Source organism: Aeromonas sp. CA23, from assembly GCF_002587065.1.
In the GTDB taxonomy this organism is placed as follows: Bacteria; Pseudomonadota; Gammaproteobacteria; order Enterobacterales; family Aeromonadaceae; genus Aeromonas; species Aeromonas bestiarum.
In genome coordinates this window covers 2797181-2815408 of the sequence record NZ_CP023818.1, presented here as the reverse complement: position 1 = coordinate 2815408, position 18228 = coordinate 2797181, and the positions used below count along the sequence as shown (strand labels likewise).

General features: G+C 62.2%; 24 protein-coding genes. 21 read left to right on the top strand and 3 right to left on the bottom strand.

All coding sequences use genetic code 11. From position 1 onward, the window contains the following. Window positions 1–107: 107 nt before the first annotated feature. Window positions 108–566, top strand: coding sequence for a DUF6232 family protein (locus CK910_RS13225; protein ID WP_253852686.1), 459 nt, complete (start codon window positions 108–110; stop codon window positions 564–566). 7 nt (window positions 567–573) lie between these two features. Here the strand turns inward: CK910_RS13225 and CK910_RS13220 are convergent, their stop codons facing one another. The 3 genes from CK910_RS13220 to CK910_RS13210 are packed head-to-tail and all read right to left on the bottom strand — an operon-like array spanning window position 574 to window position 3717. Continuing rightward, window positions 574–825 (bottom strand): ogr/Delta-like zinc finger family protein, encoded by a 252-nt coding sequence (locus CK910_RS13220; protein WP_098983617.1) that lies wholly within the window; start codon window positions 823–825, stop codon window positions 574–576. Window positions 826–883: 58 nt separating this feature from the next. Beyond that, entirely contained in the window at window positions 884–1900 is a 1017-nt protein-coding gene (locus CK910_RS13215; protein WP_098983616.1) for a phage portal protein, read from the bottom strand. Beyond that, the gene (locus CK910_RS13210) at window positions 1897–3717 is read right to left on the bottom strand and encodes a terminase large subunit domain-containing protein (protein WP_098983615.1); all 1821 of its coding nucleotides are present in this window, start codon (window positions 3715–3717) and stop codon (window positions 1897–1899) included. The genes CK910_RS13215 and CK910_RS13210 overlap by 4 nt, the downstream gene beginning before the upstream one ends. A gap of 177 nt (window positions 3718–3894) precedes the next feature. Between CK910_RS13210 and CK910_RS13205 the strand changes: the two genes are divergently transcribed. The 20 genes from CK910_RS13205 to CK910_RS13120 all read left to right on the top strand — a co-directional run bounded on the left by CK910_RS13205 (window position 3895) and on the right by CK910_RS13120 (window position 18224). Further along, complete coding sequence (locus CK910_RS13205; protein WP_098983614.1) at window positions 3895–4767, top strand: GPO family capsid scaffolding protein; 873 nt, start codon at window positions 3895–3897, stop codon at window positions 4765–4767. Between the two features lie 9 nt (window positions 4768–4776). Continuing rightward, window positions 4777–5829: a phage major capsid protein, P2 family gene (locus CK910_RS13200; protein ID WP_098983613.1), complete on the top strand. Its 1053-nt coding sequence runs from the start codon at window positions 4777–4779 to the stop codon at window positions 5827–5829. 3 nt (window positions 5830–5832) lie between these two features. After that, window positions 5833–6561 (top strand): terminase endonuclease subunit, encoded by a 729-nt coding sequence (locus CK910_RS13195; protein WP_098983612.1) that lies wholly within the window; start codon window positions 5833–5835, stop codon window positions 6559–6561. Between the two features lie 115 nt (window positions 6562–6676). Further along, window positions 6677–7138 (top strand): head completion/stabilization protein, encoded by a 462-nt coding sequence (locus CK910_RS13190; RefSeq protein ID WP_098983611.1) that lies wholly within the window; start codon window positions 6677–6679, stop codon window positions 7136–7138. Next, window positions 7135–7653 carry a phage tail protein gene (locus CK910_RS13185; RefSeq protein ID WP_098983610.1) on the top strand — a complete coding sequence of 173 codons (519 nt, stop codon included), beginning with the start codon at window positions 7135–7137 and terminating at the stop codon, window positions 7651–7653. Before CK910_RS13190 ends, CK910_RS13185 begins: the two co-directional genes overlap by 4 nt. 2 nt (window positions 7654–7655) lie before the next feature. After that, window positions 7656–8342, top strand: a complete 687-nt coding sequence (locus CK910_RS13180; RefSeq protein WP_098983609.1) for a phage virion morphogenesis protein — start codon at window positions 7656–7658, stop codon at window positions 8340–8342. Between the two features lie 4 nt (window positions 8343–8346). Beyond that, window positions 8347–9483 carry a DUF2586 domain-containing protein gene (locus CK910_RS13175; protein ID WP_098983608.1) on the top strand — a complete coding sequence of 379 codons (1137 nt, stop codon included), beginning with the start codon at window positions 8347–8349 and terminating at the stop codon, window positions 9481–9483. Window positions 9484–9486: 3 nt separating this feature from the next. Beyond that, complete coding sequence (locus CK910_RS13170) at window positions 9487–9942, top strand: phage protein (RefSeq protein WP_011898576.1); 456 nt, start codon at window positions 9487–9489, stop codon at window positions 9940–9942. Window positions 9943–9951: 9 nt separating this feature from the next. After that, window positions 9952–10161, top strand: a complete 210-nt coding sequence (locus tag CK910_RS13165) for a TraR/DksA family transcriptional regulator (RefSeq protein WP_098983607.1) — start codon at window positions 9952–9954, stop codon at window positions 10159–10161. Window positions 10162–10184: 23 nt separating this feature from the next. Further along, window positions 10185–10511, top strand: coding sequence for a phage holin, lambda family (locus CK910_RS13160; RefSeq protein ID WP_043144985.1), 327 nt, complete (start codon window positions 10185–10187; stop codon window positions 10509–10511). Beyond that, a complete protein-coding gene (locus tag CK910_RS13155; RefSeq protein ID WP_098983606.1) occupies window positions 10498–10959 on the top strand; it encodes a glycoside hydrolase family 24 protein in 462 nt (153 codons plus the stop codon). Before CK910_RS13160 ends, CK910_RS13155 begins: the two co-directional genes overlap by 14 nt. Next, entirely contained in the window at window positions 10956–11390 is a 435-nt protein-coding gene (locus CK910_RS24355) for a hypothetical protein (protein ID WP_098983605.1), read from the top strand. Before CK910_RS13155 ends, CK910_RS24355 begins: the two co-directional genes overlap by 4 nt. After that, complete coding sequence (gene lysC / locus CK910_RS24195; protein WP_253852685.1) at window positions 11323–11517, top strand: Rz1-like lysis system protein LysC; 195 nt, start codon at window positions 11323–11325, stop codon at window positions 11515–11517. Before CK910_RS24355 ends, lysC begins: the two co-directional genes overlap by 68 nt. Beyond that, entirely contained in the window at window positions 11514–11777 is a 264-nt protein-coding gene (locus CK910_RS13145) for a putative phage tail assembly chaperone (RefSeq protein ID WP_098983604.1), read from the top strand. The genes lysC and CK910_RS13145 overlap by 4 nt, the downstream gene beginning before the upstream one ends. Further along, window positions 11774–11962: a DUF6890 family protein gene (locus CK910_RS24645; protein WP_441296868.1), complete on the top strand. Its 189-nt coding sequence runs from the start codon at window positions 11774–11776 to the stop codon at window positions 11960–11962. Before CK910_RS13145 ends, CK910_RS24645 begins: the two co-directional genes overlap by 4 nt. Window positions 11963–11971: 9 nt before the next feature. Next, window positions 11972–14023 carry a phage tail tape measure protein gene (locus tag CK910_RS13140; protein WP_098983601.1) on the top strand — a complete coding sequence of 684 codons (2052 nt, stop codon included), beginning with the start codon at window positions 11972–11974 and terminating at the stop codon, window positions 14021–14023. Between the two features lie 14 nt (window positions 14024–14037). Beyond that, window positions 14038–14361 carry a DUF2590 family protein gene (locus CK910_RS13135; protein WP_043145185.1) on the top strand — a complete coding sequence of 108 codons (324 nt, stop codon included), beginning with the start codon at window positions 14038–14040 and terminating at the stop codon, window positions 14359–14361. After that, complete coding sequence (locus tag CK910_RS13130; RefSeq protein ID WP_098983599.1) at window positions 14358–15545, top strand: baseplate J/gp47 family protein; 1188 nt, start codon at window positions 14358–14360, stop codon at window positions 15543–15545. Before CK910_RS13135 ends, CK910_RS13130 begins: the two co-directional genes overlap by 4 nt. Then, window positions 15538–16140 carry a phage tail protein gene (locus tag CK910_RS13125; protein WP_098983596.1) on the top strand — a complete coding sequence of 201 codons (603 nt, stop codon included), beginning with the start codon at window positions 15538–15540 and terminating at the stop codon, window positions 16138–16140. Before CK910_RS13130 ends, CK910_RS13125 begins: the two co-directional genes overlap by 8 nt. Beyond that, window positions 16137–18224 (top strand): phage tail-collar fiber domain-containing protein, encoded by a 2088-nt coding sequence (locus tag CK910_RS13120; RefSeq protein ID WP_098983594.1) that lies wholly within the window; start codon window positions 16137–16139, stop codon window positions 18222–18224. The genes CK910_RS13125 and CK910_RS13120 overlap by 4 nt, the downstream gene beginning before the upstream one ends. Window positions 18225–18228: the final 4 nt, after the last annotated feature.

Here is an 18228-nt window from a genome sequence, read left to right as displayed (position 1 = left end):
GAACGGCGTCATAGCTGTATACCAAGTATGACCGAACGCAAAAACAGCGTTTAACCCGTGGTTTTTACATAACTCAATTGACCACCCTCACTAAAATATGCAATCTAATGATTGCTAATCGCGTCTACTCAACTATTTCAAAAAAATCCGTTTTAGAGCGGGAAACAATATTGTCACAAGTTATGGGTGAGAAAATGGAAGAAAAAATCTTTTTCAATCAAGGAAATGTCAGTGTTAGTAACAGCAGATTCATTGTAGATGGGCAAACCTACGCAATGAACAATGTTACCTCCGTAAAGTCCGGAGTTGTCAAACCAAATAGACTCGGTTCAATTATTATTGGGCTCATAGGCCTTGCGATGGTCCTGAGTGGAAGCGGCGGCGTGCTAATAGGTGGACTTGTCCTTTTAGCCATCGCAGTCCTTTCATGGATGGGTAATAAAAAGCGATATACTGTCCTCCTACATACATCATCGGGTGAAAACCAAGCACTAGCAAGCCCGGATGAATCCTACATTAGAACAGTTATTAACTCTCTCAATGATGCAATTGTTAGTCGTGGGTGATACATCATTATTCTATTCCTAAATTGCTAAAAACCATCCGACGCGCCTCCGGAGTCAGTGAACTAATCAGACTCAATGCTAACTGGCTGGTAGTGCGAGAAGATGGGCTCAGGGTATGACTGAATGAGAGTGTAGCCACCCAGCTGTGGCCACACTCTGCATCGGTGCACTGGCAATAGAGATCCGAGACATCATCGCTCAGTCGGTTGGTCTTGGTAATGCGGCCCCGCTGGCCACACACTTTGCAATAAACCCGCATTACGCCCCCTTTTCTATCCAAATCAACAGCCTATATTGCCACAGCAAACACTGTTTGTTTATACAGCCGAACCGATATTCTCCCGAAAATCGACCCAGAGGGAGCGAGGGAGTCCCGCACTGTTAATGGCATCCTGGATAAGCTCGCACAGTGGCAGCACCTCGTTCCTCGCATAGGTGGCATCGTACTTCTCGGGATCCCCGAGCCCGCCCCCGCCATTGGTCGGAATAATGCCGGCCAGCGCCGCCGGGAAGCGGTGGGAGGTCAATACGTCCTGGGCAGTGATCCCCTTGATGGCCGCAAACTCGTCCTTGGTGGCGATGTCCCCCACCGGAATAAGCTTTATGCCGTCGGGCTTGCCGTCCGGGATGTTGACGAACATGGAGCGAAAGTTCCCCACCCCCTTGCTGTTGGCGATCTTGTCTTTCATCTCCTGCTCGGTGTCATCGTCCATGTTCGGATCGGTGGCGTAGAAGATGAACCCCATGTGGGCGCCGTTGAGGAAGTATTTGCGCCGAAACAGGGTGGCGTCCTGGTTGAGCAGTGCCGACTGCAAACCACCCAGGTAATCGGGCATACCATAGACCTGCTGCTCGGGGTCGTACTGCGCCAGCCAGATCACATCCTCCGGCCGGTAAATCAGGTTCGGCTTACCCTGCTGCTGCAGGTAAACAAAGCAGCCATCCTCACGCCGGCGCAGGTAGACGCTCGATAGCGGGTGCAGCCCCACCACCTGACCGAAGCCGTTGCGCAGCTTGAGCATGCCCGCATCCCCGAACTGCAGATAGTTGTGCACGAACGCCGTGATGGTGGCGCGCTGGTTGGTAAAGCGCCCCGCCACCATGTTGCGCCGAGCCATCAAGATGGCTCCGTGGTGGGCGTTGGCCCGGGCCACCTTGGCCAGCCCCTTGCGCTCGATGGGCGGCTGGTAATACTCGCCGTAGGGGTTATAGAACACCCCGGTGTAGTCGGTCATCCAGGCGGTGGGGTCTATCTCTTCCGGCATGCTGAACACCACGGAGGGGAGAGTAGAAGGGGTGGCCGCCTTGGCCAGTGCTTGCTGTCGTTTGGTCATGCTACCTTTCTCTCCTGGCTGGTGACCCAGCTGGATTTGCGTTTATGGTTTGTATCGAGTGGCTCGTTGGCCACGGCGTGGGCGATAGCAAAGAACACGTCTGCGTGGCCAGTCACGTTGTCGCGGGCGGCCCGAAACGTCATCTGGCCGCCGCCGGTGGTGCTGCGTTTGATGGCAAGGAACGCCAGCGGTATATCTCTATCCGAGCTGTCCCACTCGATGCGGTTGGCCTCCACCACGTCGATCATCTTGAGCACCAGCCGCGACTTGCTCTCGACGCTGTAGTTGATGGGGTGGCATATCCCTTTGAACACGGGTTTTAACAGGTCATACACCCCGACGCCGATGCCTGAGACATCGACCCCCAGATAGGTGACCCGAAACTTCTTGGCGATCCGCGTGATCTCCTGCGCCTGGTACTGGAAGTTAAGCCCGCGCCAGTAGTGCTTTTCCAGCACCCTGAACCGCTCGCCGGCGACCGCAGGCGGGGCAACCACCACTAGGGTGGCATTGTCACGGGTGCGGCTCGGGTCGTAGCCCATCCACACCTCCCGCCGGCCAAACGGGTCGGGGCGCCCGGGCTTGTAGTCCTCCCACCGGGTCGGATCCACCCCTGCCCGCTCCATGTCCTGGAACTTGAACACCGACAGGGCATCGTCGATAAACCGGCACAGGTAGAGGCGATCGAACACCTCCTCCGGGTATTCGTCTTTGAGCTCCTCGATGTCGATGAGGTTACAGCCCAGGCGTATGGCATCCTCGATGGTGATGACGTAGCGCCACTGCCGATCGGGACAGATGCGGCCCCCGTCGCGCAGGTCGTCTTCACCAGGGAAGTCAACAGCCTGCCGACTTGGGCGAGTACCCTTCCAGCGATCCCCCGTCCAGAACCGGTACGCTTCGTGTACCTTGCTGGACGGGGTCGAGAAGTAGGTTTTACGCCAGTGGCTCTGGGTGGCCATGGCACTGGAGACATCGGAGAGCCGCTCGAAGTTGGGGATCCAGAAATACTCATCGATGTATACGTTGCCCGAACGAGACTGGGCGCTATTGGAGTTGGTGGAGCAAAAGATAAGCTCGGCCCCGTTCGACAAAACGATGGGGTTGCCGGTCAGGGTGACGCCAAGGAAGGTCTGGGCAATCTTGCAGATATAGGAGCGGAACACCTCCGCCTGGGCCCGGGTGGCCGACAGGAATATCTGGTTGCCACCGGTCAGAATGGCATCTTCAAGCGCCTCGCCGGCGAAGTAGTAGGTCATGCCGATCTGGCGAGACTTGAGGATATTGCGGGTGCGTGGCAAGGCCGGGTCGTTCTTGGCCTCCCGGCAGCGCAACTGATAGCCAAACAGGGTACCCAGCCACTCGCTGAAATCGTCGGAGCTCAAGTGGCCGATCTGGTTCTTGCCTTTCTTGCCGCCCCTGCCCTTACTACTGCCGCCATCTTGGCCGCCTCGGCCACGGCGCGGCCGCTCGGCAGCGGGTTCATCGCCACTCTCGCGGCTGGCGGTGAGCGCCTGCTGGCGTTCCGCCCACTTGAGGGCTTTCTCTTTGAGGCTGACATGGTGGCCGATGAGCCGGTCCAGCTCATCCTGCTCGCCCGGGGTTTTCTTCTCGCGATCCAGCAGTACATTGACCCGGCGGGCGATGGCATCCTCCACCGCCTCATCCGTGAGCAACTCCCGCCAGCCGAGCTTCTCGGCCCAGTAGTAGACAATGCGGCAGGAGTTGAGCCCCAGTTCGTCCTTGATCTCCTGGGGGGTCCATCGCTTAAGGTAGAGTCCCTTCGCGGCCTTGCGGATCTCTTCGGGATACGCCATGGCGCCTCCATCGATATGAATGATGGCGCCATCATAGCCAGCCCATTACCCCCACTTATCCCACTGATGTTCTGAGCAATTCGGATATCCCACTGGATCCGAATCCCCCCGAACACAACTGGATGAAACCCCCTCGCCGACCCGATAGCCTGAGCCCGCATCTTATTGGGAGCAGGCATGAACGAATCAACCTTGAGAACTGGCTGGGTCTGTATCGCCACCGAAGGCAAAGCGGTGGACGGGCGGGATATTACCCGCGACTGGCTCACCGACATGGCCGAGACCTACGACCCGACCTATTACACCGCCGTCATCTGGCCCGAGCACGATCGCTGGTCCAGCTATGGCACCGTGCAGGCGCTCAAGACCGAAGCGGTCGATGGCAAATTCAAGCTGTTCGCCATCCTCTGCCCCAACCGGGATCTCATCTACTGGAACCAGAGCGGCCAATATCAGTTCTGCTCCATCGAGCCATTCGAGCAATTTGCCGATCTCGGCCGCACCTACTTGATTGGCCTGGGCGTCACCGACCAACCCGCCAGTACCGGCACCACCTACCTCAAGTTCAGCAACAGCAACAAGGGCCAGACCGTCGGCACCAGCGAGCCGCTGGATCTCTCCATGTTCACACTGCCCAAGCACGAAAAGACCGATGGCTTCATGGCCAAGTTTTTCAGCTTTATGGCCAGCCATGGTGAACCTGCACCCAAACCTACCCCCAGCCACCCCGAGGATGAGGAAATGAAACCAGAACAGTTCGATCAGATGCTGGGGGCCCTGACCGGCCTTGGCGACAAGATCGATTCTTTCAGCGTCAAGCTGGAAACCAAACCGGCCCCCGAGCAGCCCACCGCCCTGGTCACCGATCCCGCCACCGTTGACGACAAGCCAGGTATCACCGCCGAGCAGTTCACCAAGTTGGAGCAGACCCTGACCGGCCTGACCGACAAGTTCAGCGAGCTGAACGGCAAGATCGACCAGTTCTCTGTCGAGAAGCCGGGCCAACGCCCGGGCGCGCTCGGCGGTGACGATACCCCCACCGCATATTAAGGAGCGACCGTGAGTCAGACCCTAACCGTCCAGGCCCGTCAGCGCCTCGAAAAATACAGTGCTGCCCTGGCCAAGACCTATGGCATCCCCGTTAACGTGCTGGACAAACAGTTCAGCGTCATCAGTGGCCCGGTGGAAACCGGTCTGCGCGCGGGCCTGCTCGCCTCTGTCGAGTTCCTGAACCTCATCACCTGCATGGATGTGGATCAGATCAAGGGCCAGGTGGTGCAAGTCGGCATCGGCAAGCTATTCACCGGCCGCAAGAAAAATGGCCGCTTCAACGGCAAGATCGGCGTCGATGGCAACACCTACGAACTGAGCGAGACCGATTCGTGTGCCTCGCTCGACTGGGCAACCCTGTGCGTCTGGGCCAACGCCGGCAACGAGGGCGAGTTCATCCGCCTGGTCGGTGAGTTCATCAACACGGCATTCGCCCTCGACATTGTGCGGGTCGGCTGGAATGGCGTTTCTGCCGAAGAGACTACCGACCCGGAGAAAAACCCGCTGGGTGAAGACGTCAACAAGGGGTGGCACCAGATAGCCCGTGAGTGGAACGAAGGCAGCCAGATCATCACGGCCAAAGCCGGCGAGAAGATCCGCTTCGACCCGGACGGCAAGGGCGATTACAAGACCCTGGACGAGATGGCCTCCGACCTTATCAACACCACCATCGATCCCCTGTTTCGCCAAGACCCGCGCTTGGTGGTGCTGGTCGGTACCGAACTGGTGGCGGCGGCCCAAGCCAAGCTCTACAGCGAAGCCACCAAGCCGAGCGAGCAGATCGCCGCCCAGAAGCTGGCCGAGTCCATCGCCGGGCGCAAGGCCTACATCCCGCCCTTCTTCCCGGGCAAGCGGATGGTGGTCACCACCCTGGACAACCTGCACTGCTACACCCAGCGCGGCACGCGTAACCGCAAGGCCGAGGATAACCAGGATCGTAAGTGCTTCGATAACCAGTACTGGCGCATGGAAGGCTATGCCCTGGGCGAGCACCTGGCCTATGGCGGCTTTGAAGAGGCCGACATCGAGATCGGCGCCGCGCCGGCAGTACCCGAGGCCTAAGCCATGAGCTCACCCGGTCAACGTCACAAGCAACGCGTCCAAGCCATGCAGGGGACGCAGCAAGCCGCCAGCTCTGGCATCGCTACCGGTGCGGTGGCTGACAGCCTGCACCTGCAGATGATTGCCCTGGAGCAGGACATCGTTCGGCTGCGCAAGCTGGCGCGCATTGGGGATCGGGTGAACATGAAACGCGATGAGCTGATGCCCAAGTACCGCCCCTATGTGGAGCGCTATCTGGCAACGGTCACGGAGTCGGGCCAACCCTACCAGAACGAGCTGTTTCAGCGCCTCATCATCTGGGCCTTTGACGTCGGGGATTTTGATGCAGGCATTGCCTGGGCAGAGCTCGCCATTGCCCAGGGCCAGCGCACCCCGAACAACATCAAACGCGACTGGGCCCACTTTGTGGCCGACACCGTGCTGGAGTGGGCCGAGAAACAAGCGGCCGAGGGCCATGCCGTCGAGCCCTGGTTCTCCCGGGTATTCGACAAGGTACGCAATGACTGGCGCCTCAACGAACGGCTGACCGCCAAGTGGTTCAAAGCGGCAGGTTGTCTGCTGCTGCGTGACCACGACGGCCAACCCCGCCCGAGCGCCGTGGGCGACAGCGCCACCCTGGAGCAAGCCGATCACTGGCTGGCCCAGGCCGACCAACTGCACGGCAAGGTGGGCGTCGGCACCTTGCGCCAAAAGATTGCCATGCGCCTGCGGGTGCTTAACCCAGAGCAATAACGACTATCCGCGCCACCGCACCCCGGCGCGAATGCCATGGGCAGCCTATGGCTAACCCAGCGGCAATTGCGTGGCTTCAGGGGTGCTCCATTTCAACCAACCAGCGAGGCACGCCATGTTTGCAGGCAAGAACATCGACTACAGCGCCGCCACTATCCGCAATGACGGGTTCTGGCCGGATGTAGCCGTGGCCGATTTTGAGCGCCGCCGCGCCCTGCCTGCTGACCTGGATGCCCAGACAACTGGCGCCGCCCTGTTAGCCGCCGTCTCTGAAATCAACCTGCAGCTCACCAGCCACCAAGCCGCGCTGCAGGGCAAGGGCTACCCCACCGCCGCCGAGGTACCCGGGCCCAGTCTGGAAGGCGGCAGCAATGCGCTGACCGAGCAGTACCTGGCCGCGGTGTTTGCCCGTGCCAAGGCGGCGCTGCTGCCCGAATTCGCCAGCGTCACCGAGCGGGCCACCGCAAACAACCAGCTGGAGCGATCGCCAGACCAATGTGCCCAGCTACTGGCCGAGAGTCAGCAACGGGTGCGCAGCATCAAGGGCAAGCACAGGACGGGGGTCTCGCTGATATGAGCAACGATCTGCACGAGCAACAAGCCCAGGGCTACTTCCTGCAAGCGCTCCACGCTGAGCTGCTGCGAGTGCTGCCGGCCAAGTGCCACACCCACCTGGATAGCTGGATGGAGAACGGCACCATCCGACTGGAGCCCAAAAACATGGGCCCCACCGGGGTGGACGTGGCCTGGCTCACCTATCAGGCGGTGTTCACCATCGAGCAGTTGCCGTTTCGCGAGCTGGATCCGGCCATTGTGCTGGCCACTGTCGCCGCCTGGGTGCAGGAGCATGACGAAGTCCGCGAGCAGTTTGCGCTGCCCGATCCCGAATACGCCGTCACCCCGAACGATGAGAAGACGGCCGACCTTGAGATCCAGCTCCCCTTCACCGAACCACTGCGCCTGGTGGAGCACCCGCAAGGCCCCATCAACTGGCTCGGCAAGCGCTGGAACGTGGCCCCCTATGACATTTGGGTCGCCGAGCAGATTGACCTGAATGTGGGGAACACCGGCCACCACAGTGTCGGGGCCTAAGCATGATCAGCATCACCCTGGACAGTCGCCGCACCCAGGAGCAGCTCAAGCTGCTGGCCCTGTCGCCCAAGCAGCGCAAGCGCTTGGTGTGGCGGGCAGCGGCTGAGCTCAAGAAGCTGGCCGCCCGCAACGTGCGCCAACAGCAAGACCCTAACGGCAGTGCCTGGGCTCCGCGCAAACGGGGCAAGCGCAAGATGCTGCGCGGCCTGCCCAAGCTGTTGGAGATCCGCGCCCCCCGCCAGGACGTGGCAGAAGTGGGTTTCAAGAAAGGCCCCATGAGTGCCCACGCTGGGGTTATCGCCAACACCCACCAGAAGGGGCACACCTACCAGGTGAGCGCGGCCAGCCGGCGCCGCATTGCGCCCAGTGAAGGCGGCAAGAACAAGCCGGCCACTAAGGCGCAGGCCCGCAAGCTGCGGGAGTTGGGGTTCAAACGCCCGGGCAAGCGCAAGCGCTCATACCGCTCGGCCTCACTCGGTTGGATCACCAGCAGCCTCAACTACGCCCAGGCCGGCCTGCTCATCAAGAAGCTCAAGGATGAACCGGTGAAAGAGCATTGGGAGATAAAGCTCCCTGCCCGCCCGTTTCTGGGCGCCAACACCCGGCAGCGGGAACAAGCCTTTGCCCGCGCCCTGCAGAGCATCGACTACGGCTGGGACGTCAACAAACAAGACCTGAAGGGGAACTAACGCCATGTGGCCTTATGTACAGATCAACAACTTAAACCAGATGCAGGGGCCCGTGACCGAAGTCGAGCGCCACCTGCTGTTCATCGGCAGCGCATCCAGTAACACCGGCAAGCTGCTCTCCCTCAACACCCAGTCAGACCTCGACCAGTTGCTGGGAACCGGTGACAGCGAGCTCAAAGCCAACCTGCTGGCCGCCCGCGATAACGCAGGCCAGAACTGGACCGCGGCCGCCTATGTGCTGCCCACCGACAAGCCCTGGCTCGATGCCGCCCGCGAGGCGCAGCAGACCCAGTCCTTTGAAGGCGTCCTGGTGCTGGGTCAGGTGTGGGATCAGGTGAGCATTAACGCCGCCCACGCCCTCAACCAGGAGCTGATCACCAAGTGGGGGCGCTGGCAATTCATGCTGCTGGCCGTCCCCGGCATTGTCGCCAAGGCCGCCGGCAAAAACGGCACCGCCCAAGACTGGAGCGAGTACGAGGCCGCCCTGGCTGCCTTGCAAGATGGCATCAAGGCCGATTCGGTTGGCCTGGTGCCACAGCTTTGGCCCAACCTCATCGGCGCCTATGCGGGCCGCCTGTGCAACCGGGCAGTGAGCATCGCCGACAGCCCCTGCCGGGTGAAGACCGGCGCCCTGGTCGGGCTTGGCAACAAGCCGGTGGACAAAGACGGGATCCCGCTGTCGTTGGCCACCCTGCAGACCCTGGAGAAGAGCCGCTACTCGGTGCCGATGTGGTACCCGGATTATGACGGCCTCTATTGGGCCGATGGCCGCCAGCTCGATGCCGAGGGCGGCGACTACCAGGCGATCGAGAACCTGCGGGTCGCCTACAAGGTGGCGCGCTGGGTCCGTATTCGTGCCATCGCCCGCATCGGGGATCGCTCGTTCAACTCCACCCCGGGCAGCACCGCCGCCGCGGTGACCTACTTTGGCAAGGATCTGCGCGAGATGGCCAAGGCCGCCACCATCAATGGCCAGCCGTTCCCGGGCGATATCGCCTCCCCCCAGGATGGCGACATCAGCATCCAGTGGATTGCCAAGAACCTGGTCTCTGTCTATGTGGTGGTGCGCACCGTGGACTGCCCCAAGGGGATCACCGTCAACATCATGCTCGATTTGAGCCTCAACAACGGGGAGGGCTAAGCAATGACCCGTCGTGTTTCCGGTACCAGCTTTGATACCACCCTGATGGGGGCCATGGTCCACGTTGAAAAGGCCAGCCTCTCCATCACCGACAACAGCGCCGTGGCCCAGACCCGAGGCGTCCCGGATGGTTATGTGGATGGGGACGTCTCGGCGGAGCTCGAATTCGAGCTCGATACCAAGAACCTCAAGCTGCTGGCCGAGGCTGCCAAGCGGGCCGGCAGCTGGCGCGGAATGGAGCCGGACGATGTGCTGTTCTACGCCGACACCGGCAGCGAGCAGATGAAGGTGGAAGCCTTCGGCGTGAAGTTGCTGGTCTCTGACTTGCTCGACATCGATCCCAAGGGCGGCAGCAAGAGCGTGCACAAGGTGAAAGGCTTTGTGACCTCCCCCGATTTTGTTCACCTCAATGGCGTGCCGTACCTCTCCAAGGACGACACCCGCCACCTGCTGGGTTAAGGGGACGCTGTGGACGACATCGACCGCGCCAACCAACACGCCGCCCGCATGCTGATCACCAATCTGGCCCGCCAGGTGGGCAAGGGGCACTACCAGGGCATGAGCCTGCATCACTGCGAGGAGTGCGACGACCCTATCCCCGAGGCGCGTCGCCACCATGTGCCGGGGGTGCGCCTGTGCGTCCCCTGCCAAACCCGCATTGAGCAGCTGGCCCGCTAACCCGAGCAACGGACATGAACCCTATGCCAAACAAAGACCCCATCATCGGCGCCGCCATTCTGGCCTGGCTGATGGACAACTGGCCCGCCGTCTATGGGGCACTGCTGGCGCTGGCCATCGCCTTCCTGCGCATTACCTACACCGGCGGGCGGGGCCGTCGCCGACTGATCGAATCCCTGCTGTGCGGGCTTATCACGTTGGCTGCGGCCACCGGCACCCAATTACTCGGGATCCCGCCAGAGGCGACCCCGTTCCTGGGCGGTGTGGTGGGCCTTATCGGGATCGACATCCTGCGAGACAAGGCCACCCGACTCATCAATACCAAAGGTGGCAACGATGCCGCGCAGTAACTGCCACCCGCAAATGGCCGCCTTTCTCGACCTGCTGGCCTTTGCCGAGGGCACCAAGGGCCGGGGAGATGACGGGTACAACAAGCTGGTCAATCCGGCGGGTTTGTTCACCGACTACCGCACCCACCCGAACGTCAAAGTGCAGGTGAACCCGCGCCTGGTCAGCACCGCCGCCGGGCGCTATCAGTTCCTGTCCAAACACTGGCCCCACTACCGTGACCAGCTCGGCCTGCCGGACTTTGGTCCTGAGTCGCAAGACACTTGGGCTATTCAGCTTATCCGCGAGCGCAAAGCGCTGGCCGATGTGGTCGATGGCCGCATCCCCCAGGCGATCGCCAAATGCGCCAACATTTGGGCCAGCTTGCCTGGCGCCGGCTATGGCCAGCGCGAACACAAGCTTGCTGACCTGCTGGCCAAGTTCATCGAGTTCGGCGGGGTGCTGGCATGAGCACGCTCATCCGGCTGTTGCCAACCCTTATCGGGCTGGTGATTGGCACCGTGCTGTATGTCCAGGGGGAGCTGCTCACCCGTCGCGCCCAGGCGCTGGCCGCCGCCAACGAGACCATCACCACCCTGCAGCGCGCCAACGACCAGATGGCCACCGAGTTCAAGACGCTGCAGCGCGAAGAGATTGGGCTGCGCAAGCTGCTCACTCACCAGAACGCCGCCCTGACCGAGCTCGACCAACAACAGAGGAAGACTGCCGATGACCTGCAACACGCCCTGGCCACACCGCCGGCGGGCCGCCCGGACTGCGCTCGCGAGCCTTTGCCTGTTGGCGCTTTGCGCCTGCTCCAGCCAGCCAAGGGCCGTGGTGCAAACCCAGGTGGTGAAACGCCTGCCACCGCCGGGGCTGGTGCCCCACTGCCCGGAACCTGAATTTAACGGCACTACCTGGGGCGAGGCCGTGGCCTTTATCCCCACCCTGCAGGGCGCGCTGCGCCGCTGCCAAACCCAACTCGACACCCTAGACGACTGGATAACCCAAGAGGAAACCACCCCATGAGCAAGCAAACCATCACCCTGACCATTGCCGGCACCGACATCTGCTTTGAGCCCACCCTGGTGGCCTACAACAGCTACATCAACGACCTGGCCATGAACGACAAGGTGGCGCCGGCGCACAACTACCTGCGCAAGATTGTCAGCGCCGAGCACAAAGAGGCCCTGAGCGACCTGCTCGCCCTGCCAGGCGCCGCCTTACAGCTGACCGCCAAGATCAACGAGGAGTTCGCGCCGGCGCTGGATATCACCGTAAAAAACTGACCGGGCGCGCCGAGGCCATCGAGCACAACCAGCTGGAACAGGTACTGGCGCTGCGGCGCCACTACCTGCCCCATGAAGAGGATGACCTCGACAGCCTGGCCCGCGCCCTCTGGTTTGATAAGCACTCCCGGGACACGCTCGCCTTTGCCGTCACGCAGGGGATAGCGAAAGCCTTCAACGGATAAGAGACCCCTATGGCCTGGATGGAAAAACTGATGATGCAGGTGGCACTGGTGGACAATGCCACCAAGCCGCTGGCGGGCATCAACACCCAGATCGACCAGATCAGCAAAGCCGGTCGGCAGGGGTGGGCCAACATGGCCATGGGGACCACCACCGTGGTGGCCGGTGCCATGGCGATCCAGAACGTGCTGGGCCCGGCTATCGAAATGGATCGGGCGCTAGCCGAGGTGGCCTCGCTCGATGTCCATGAGAAGACCCTCAAACAGCTCTCCGACACCGCGTTGATGTTCTCCGTCAAGTACGGCGAATCGGCCAGCGCGTTTGTCAGCGCCTCCTACGATATCCAATCCGCCATCGCGGGGCTTGAGGGGAACGAGTTGCCCGCCTTTGCCCGCGCCTCCGGCGTGCTGGCCAAAGCCACCAAGGCCGACACCGCCACCATCACCAACTACATGGGCACCATGTACGGCATCTTCGAGCAGCAGGCCAAGAAGATGGGCAAGGCCAACTGGGTCGAGGATGTCGCCGGCAAGACCGCGCTCGCGGTGCAGATGTTTAAGACCACCGGCCAGGGCATGACCGACGCCTTCAAGGGCATCGGCGCCAACGCCACCGCCGCCGGGATCTCGATGGATGAACAGTTTGCCGTGCTCGGTCACCTGCAGGCCACCATGGGCGGCGGCGAAGCGGGCACCAAGTTCAAGTCGTTTCTGGCCGGGGTCGGCAGTGCTCAGAAGGCGCTCGGCCTGCAGTTCACCGACTCGGCGGGCAACATGCTGCCGGTGCTCGATATTCTGGACAAGCTCAAGACTCGCTATGGCGAGACTCTCAGTGTTGCCGGCAGCGATGAGCTGAAAAAGGCGTTTGGCTCGAGTCAAGCGGTCTCAATGATAAAGCTGCTCATGAGCAACACCAAGGGACTGGCCACCAGTATCAACGCCCTGGGCAACACCCACGGCATGGGCAAGGCCGAGCAGATGGCCGCCGCCATGACCGACCAGTGGCAGCGGGTCGAGTCGGCCTGGTTTGCGATCCGAGCTGCAGCGTTCGGCGCAGTGCTCCCGGCCATCAATCAAGTGGTGGGCGCCTTTGCCGATGGCGCGGATACCGTGCTGCGCTGGACCCGCCTGTTTCCACACCTGACCAAGGCAGTCAGTTACGCCACCCTGGCCATCGTCGGGCTCGGCATGGTTACCGGTGTCTGGTTGCTGCTGGCGGGCCTCGCCAAGCTGGTGACCCTGGGCTGGGGCATTGTCATGATGGGGCTGCTCGCCCCGCTCAAGCTGCTGCGGGGCGCCATGGCGCTGATGCGCACCACTGTGTTGCTGGTCAACCTCGCCATGTACGCCAACCCGGTGCTGCTGATCGTGGGCGGTATCCTCGCTCTGGTCGCGGCCGTGGCGCTGGCCATCGTCTACTGGGACGAGCTCTATACCGCCTTCTCGGTGCTGACCAGCTTTGAGCTGCTGGGCGCCTTCTTCAGTGGGCTGGCTGAGACATTCGGCCCCCTTGCCTCGCAGGCACTGGTCCCCATTGCTGACACTTTGGGGATCATCGTGACCTTGCTCGGCCAAGCCTGGGACTGGCTCGGTTCCTTCTTCGGTGCCACCGAGCAGGCCAGCCTCGGGGTCGATGGGGTGACCGATGCAGGCCGACGCCTGGGCACTGTCCTCGGCGCCGTGTTTGAGGCCCTGCTCACCCCCTGGCAGTGGATCATCAAAGCCATTCGCTACGCCCTTGACCTGATGGGGATGATCCCGGGCATCGACATCGACACCAGCAAGCTGGTGATGCCGGATCTGAGCCTGCCCATGAGCGCCCAACTGCTGGCCCAGCCGCAGACGGAACGCATCAACGCCCCGCTTGAGCGCTACCGCCAGCAAGGCCAAAGCGCAGTACCAGCGGGTGGCCTGGGCCAACAACTGATCCAGGCCAACGCCGCGGCCAGCTCAACCAACCTGAAGCCAACCAAGGCCCTGCACATCGGCGAGGTGCACATGCACAACCAAAACCCCATGACCCCAGAGCAGATGGCCGAGAACGTCTGGCTGGAGACCAAGTGATGAGCGCCCCCCTGATCCGCGACCCCAAGTACATCGATCTCCTTGTGGTCAATGGCGCCTGGCAACTCGATGCCGGCGGCCAGCCACGCTACACCCAGGACCGGCACAGCATCGGTCAGGACATCAAGCACCGCATCATGGAGTCGGGGCTCGCCCGCAAGCTCATCGGCGAGCGCAGCCCGACCCTGCGCAGTGACGTGATGACCGAGATTGAATTGCTGGTAGAAGACGACGAGCGGCTGGTGCCTGGCACCATCCTCATCCGTGAAGAGGCCCCCGACCGGGTGCTGGTCACCGCTCGCACCTATGAATTCGGCGAACTGGAGGTAACCCTGTGAACCTGCGCCCGACCGTGGACTTTATGGCCCTGCTGGCCGAGACCGGCGTCCCGACCACCGAGCAGGCCATGGAGACCGAGCTCAAAAAAGAGGTGGTGGCCGCCGGCTCCCTGATCACCAATGACAGCGATGTGAGCCCGTTCTGGCGGCTGGTGCGCGGGGTAGTTATCACCCCGGCGCTCTGGCTTATCCGCACCCTGCTGGCCGGCCATGTGCTGCCCAACACCTTTGCGGCCACCGCCACCGATGCCTATCTCGACCTCAAGGCCTGGGATGTGGACTTGACCCGCAAGGCGGCCCAGACCACCCGGGGCCTGGTCAACTTTGTCAAAGCCAACCCGAGCGAAGCTGCCACCATCCCGGCCGATATCTGGGTAGCCACCGAGCGCATCAACGGCACCATCTACCGCCTCAAACCCCTGCAGGCAGTAGTGAGTCCTGCCGGCGAAGCGGTGGCCAAGGTTGTCTGCGAAGCCGAGCACGCCGGCGCAGCCTGGAATCTGGCGCCGGGCTATTACAACCTGCTCAGTGAACCGGTGACCGGCATTCTGTCGGCCCGCAACGATGACAAGGAGTGGATCACCACCCAGGGCGCCGATGCCGAGGGCAATGACGCCCTGGGCCTGCGCATCCAGAACCAGTTTTCGGCGGTGGGGCGTTATCACATCGACGCGATTTACCGCTCCATGCTGGCCAGCGTCGCCGGCATTCGGGCCGATCACATCTTCTTCGAACACGAAGCCCCGCGGGGTCCGGGTACCGCCAATGCCTACATCCTGCTGGAGGTGGGCGCGACCCCGGCCAGCCTGATTGAGCAGCTCAACGACTACGTGGGCCGCCAGGGCAACCATGGCCACGGCGATGACCTGTTCGTGATGAGCATGCCCGAAACCCAGCACAGCCTCACCCTTGCACTGTGGCCACAAGCCAACCTCAGCGCCGAGCAACGGGCGGCGCTCAAGGCGGGCGCCGAGAGCCTGGTCAAGGCGGCGTTTCGCCAGTCAGCGGACTTTCCGGCCGTCACCCGCACCTGGCCGCGCTCGCGCTTCTCGCTCTCCCAGCTCGGCCGCGAACTGCACAGCCAGTTCCCGCAGCTGCAGAGCCTTAAGTTTGCACAGGATGACATCGTGTCGGGGCTGGCCATCCCCCGCCTCGACAAGCTGGCGGTGACCCTGCATGAGTAACCCGACCCCGCTCGAACACGGCCGGCAGGCGCCGGTGCTGCCCGATGCCAGCGCCCCCTGGTGGGAAGACGGCTACACCATCAGCCCGGCCCACGCCGAGCCCGGGTTTCTGGCCCGGGGCATCAACGCCTTTTGGCAGCGGCTCAAGGGCTGGCTACTGCTGCCGCTGGCCCAGCAAGACCCGCTGACCTGCTCCGAATCCCTGCTGGCACTGCTGGCCTGGGAGCGGGACATCGCCCGCTTCAACGGCGAGCCGCTGCCGCTCTTTCGCAAGCGGGTCAAGTTCGCCTTTGTGAACGCCCGGGACGCAGGCGAGGTGGCCGGCTTTAAGCGCATCTTCGAGCGCCTGGGCATCGGCTGGTGTGACATCCACGAACGCCAAGCCGGCGCGCCCTGGGACGTCATCACCATCGAGGTGACCGACAGCGCGCTTGCAGGCAACCAGCAACTGATGGAAACCCTTATTCAACACTATGGCCGCACCTGCCGCCGCTATCGCTTCCAGGTGGTTTACCCGGTCACCGGCACCCTGCGGCTTGGTCGCATCGACATGAGCCAGCAGGTGTTTGGCGCATCACTTAAGAGGACAGCATGAGCACCATCATTACCAACGCTTTCTCCCGCTACTGGCAGGAGTGCCTCGCGACCCAAGTGCCAGTGGTGCTCGATGAGTTCGTGCTGGCCAACGTACCGGGGCTCGATCCCGAGGCTCCCATCAACCCGGACAGCGGCCTGCCGCCGGCGGGCCAGATTGTGCACCGCCACGCGGTGGACCAGCGCGGGCGCATCAACAACGACGCGGTGGCTTACACCATAGTCATGGACACCACGGTCGGCGATTTCAGCTTCAACGCCATGTACCTCATCAACAAGGCCAGCGGCATGGTAGGGATGATTGTCCACAAGGGGCTGGAGACCAAACTCAAGACCAATGAGGCCACCGGCCAGACCGGTAACAGCCTGGTCAAATCCATGCTGATGGAGTACGACCGCGCCAGCGAGGCCACAGCCACCCACGTGGACGCCAGCACCTGGCAAATCGACTATGCCGCCCGCCTGCGCGGGATGGATGACGACCTGCGCCTGCAGGCGCTGCAGTTCTTCGGGCCGGCCACCTTCTACGGGGATGGCTTTAACCTGGTCAACGCATCGGGGGTCTACAAGATACAGCCCGGGGTGGCCTACGTGGGCGGCCTGCGGGCGGAACTGAACGAGGTCAAGAAGGTGACCCCAGGCGCCAAGCCGGTGGGGCTCTGGCTCGACATCTACCGGGCGGGCTCCTTGCTCGATGCCTGGGTGAACCACTTCTCCCTGACCCTGAGCGTGCCAGAGCTCACCGACTATCTGGACGCCAACGGCTATCAGCACCACGTGGCCAAGGTGGCCATCATCAATGCCAATGGCAGCGTCACCGACGTTCGCCGCAAGCGCACCATCGAGCTGACCGGGGATGTGACCGGCAAGGGCATCCTGGAAGATGCCCAGGGCGTCACCATCGCGGTGGAGATAAAAGACGGCAGTCACCGCCACCGGTGGAATGAGCTCGACCAGGTACCGGCCACTGCCAGCCGCTGGCCAACCTATAGCGAGGTGACCAACAAACCGGATCTGGCGGCGGCCAACCATACCCACCGCGGCAGCCTGCTCAATCCGATAAACCTGGCCAAGGAAGATCTCAACACCATCGTCACGCCCGGTGTGTATGCCCAGAACGCGAACGCCAACACCTCCGCCGCGCTGAACTACCCAGAAAATCTTGCCGGCACACTGACCGTCACGGTGGCAGCAGGCCCTCAGCAGCGCTACCACGTCTACAACACCAGCCGGGTCTATACCCGTGCCCAGTACAGCACGGGCGCCTTCACCCCCTGGGCCAGGGACTACAACACCCTGAACAAGCCAAGTGCAGACGATGTGGGTCTGGGCAAGCTCGCCAACATTGCCCCCAGTTACGACCCCTCGGCCAACACCTATGCCCTGCGCGACGGGTCAGGCGACCTGCTAGTCCGCACCCTGCGTACCAACCTGATCAATGAACAACGCATGGTCGGCGCCGTGGCCTTTCGGGTCGACTACGGCAACGACAGCTATCTGCGCTACTGCGCGAGTCCACAGGCTTTCAGGAACTGGCTCAACACCGAATCAAGTCCGTGGAATGTGGCGCGGCGCCTGATGGTTGAAGACCCAAGCAACCCGGGGCTTGAGCTCCACATCCCGGGTAAAACGGCAATCATGTCTTACCTAACCACTGACGCGGTTTACCGCATCGCAACCTCCAACGGTTCAGGCGGTGCCCATTTAGGCCGAATGGCGCTTGATTCGGCCGGTAACGTCTCATTTCCTGGCACGGTTAGCGATGGTTCAGGCCGCTGCTACAGCCCGGGGAACCAACCCCACTACACCCACAACCATAACGCGGCACAGGGAAACGCTGATGTGGTGGCCGGGTCTTATCACGCCATCGGGGTCTATGTGTTTGCAGCACTGATCCCGGCCGGTGGCAAAACCAGCCACGGCCAGCGCGCGGCGGGGGCATACCTGCGGCCTTGCTCGGCCTCTGAGTGGGGCTATGCCGGATACAGCCTGCCGGGCACCTGGCAGTGTATGGGCGACATCATGGGTGCGAACAACGATGAACGCTATGACGACCGGGCCACCCTGTGGATCCGGGTTGCATAAAGAG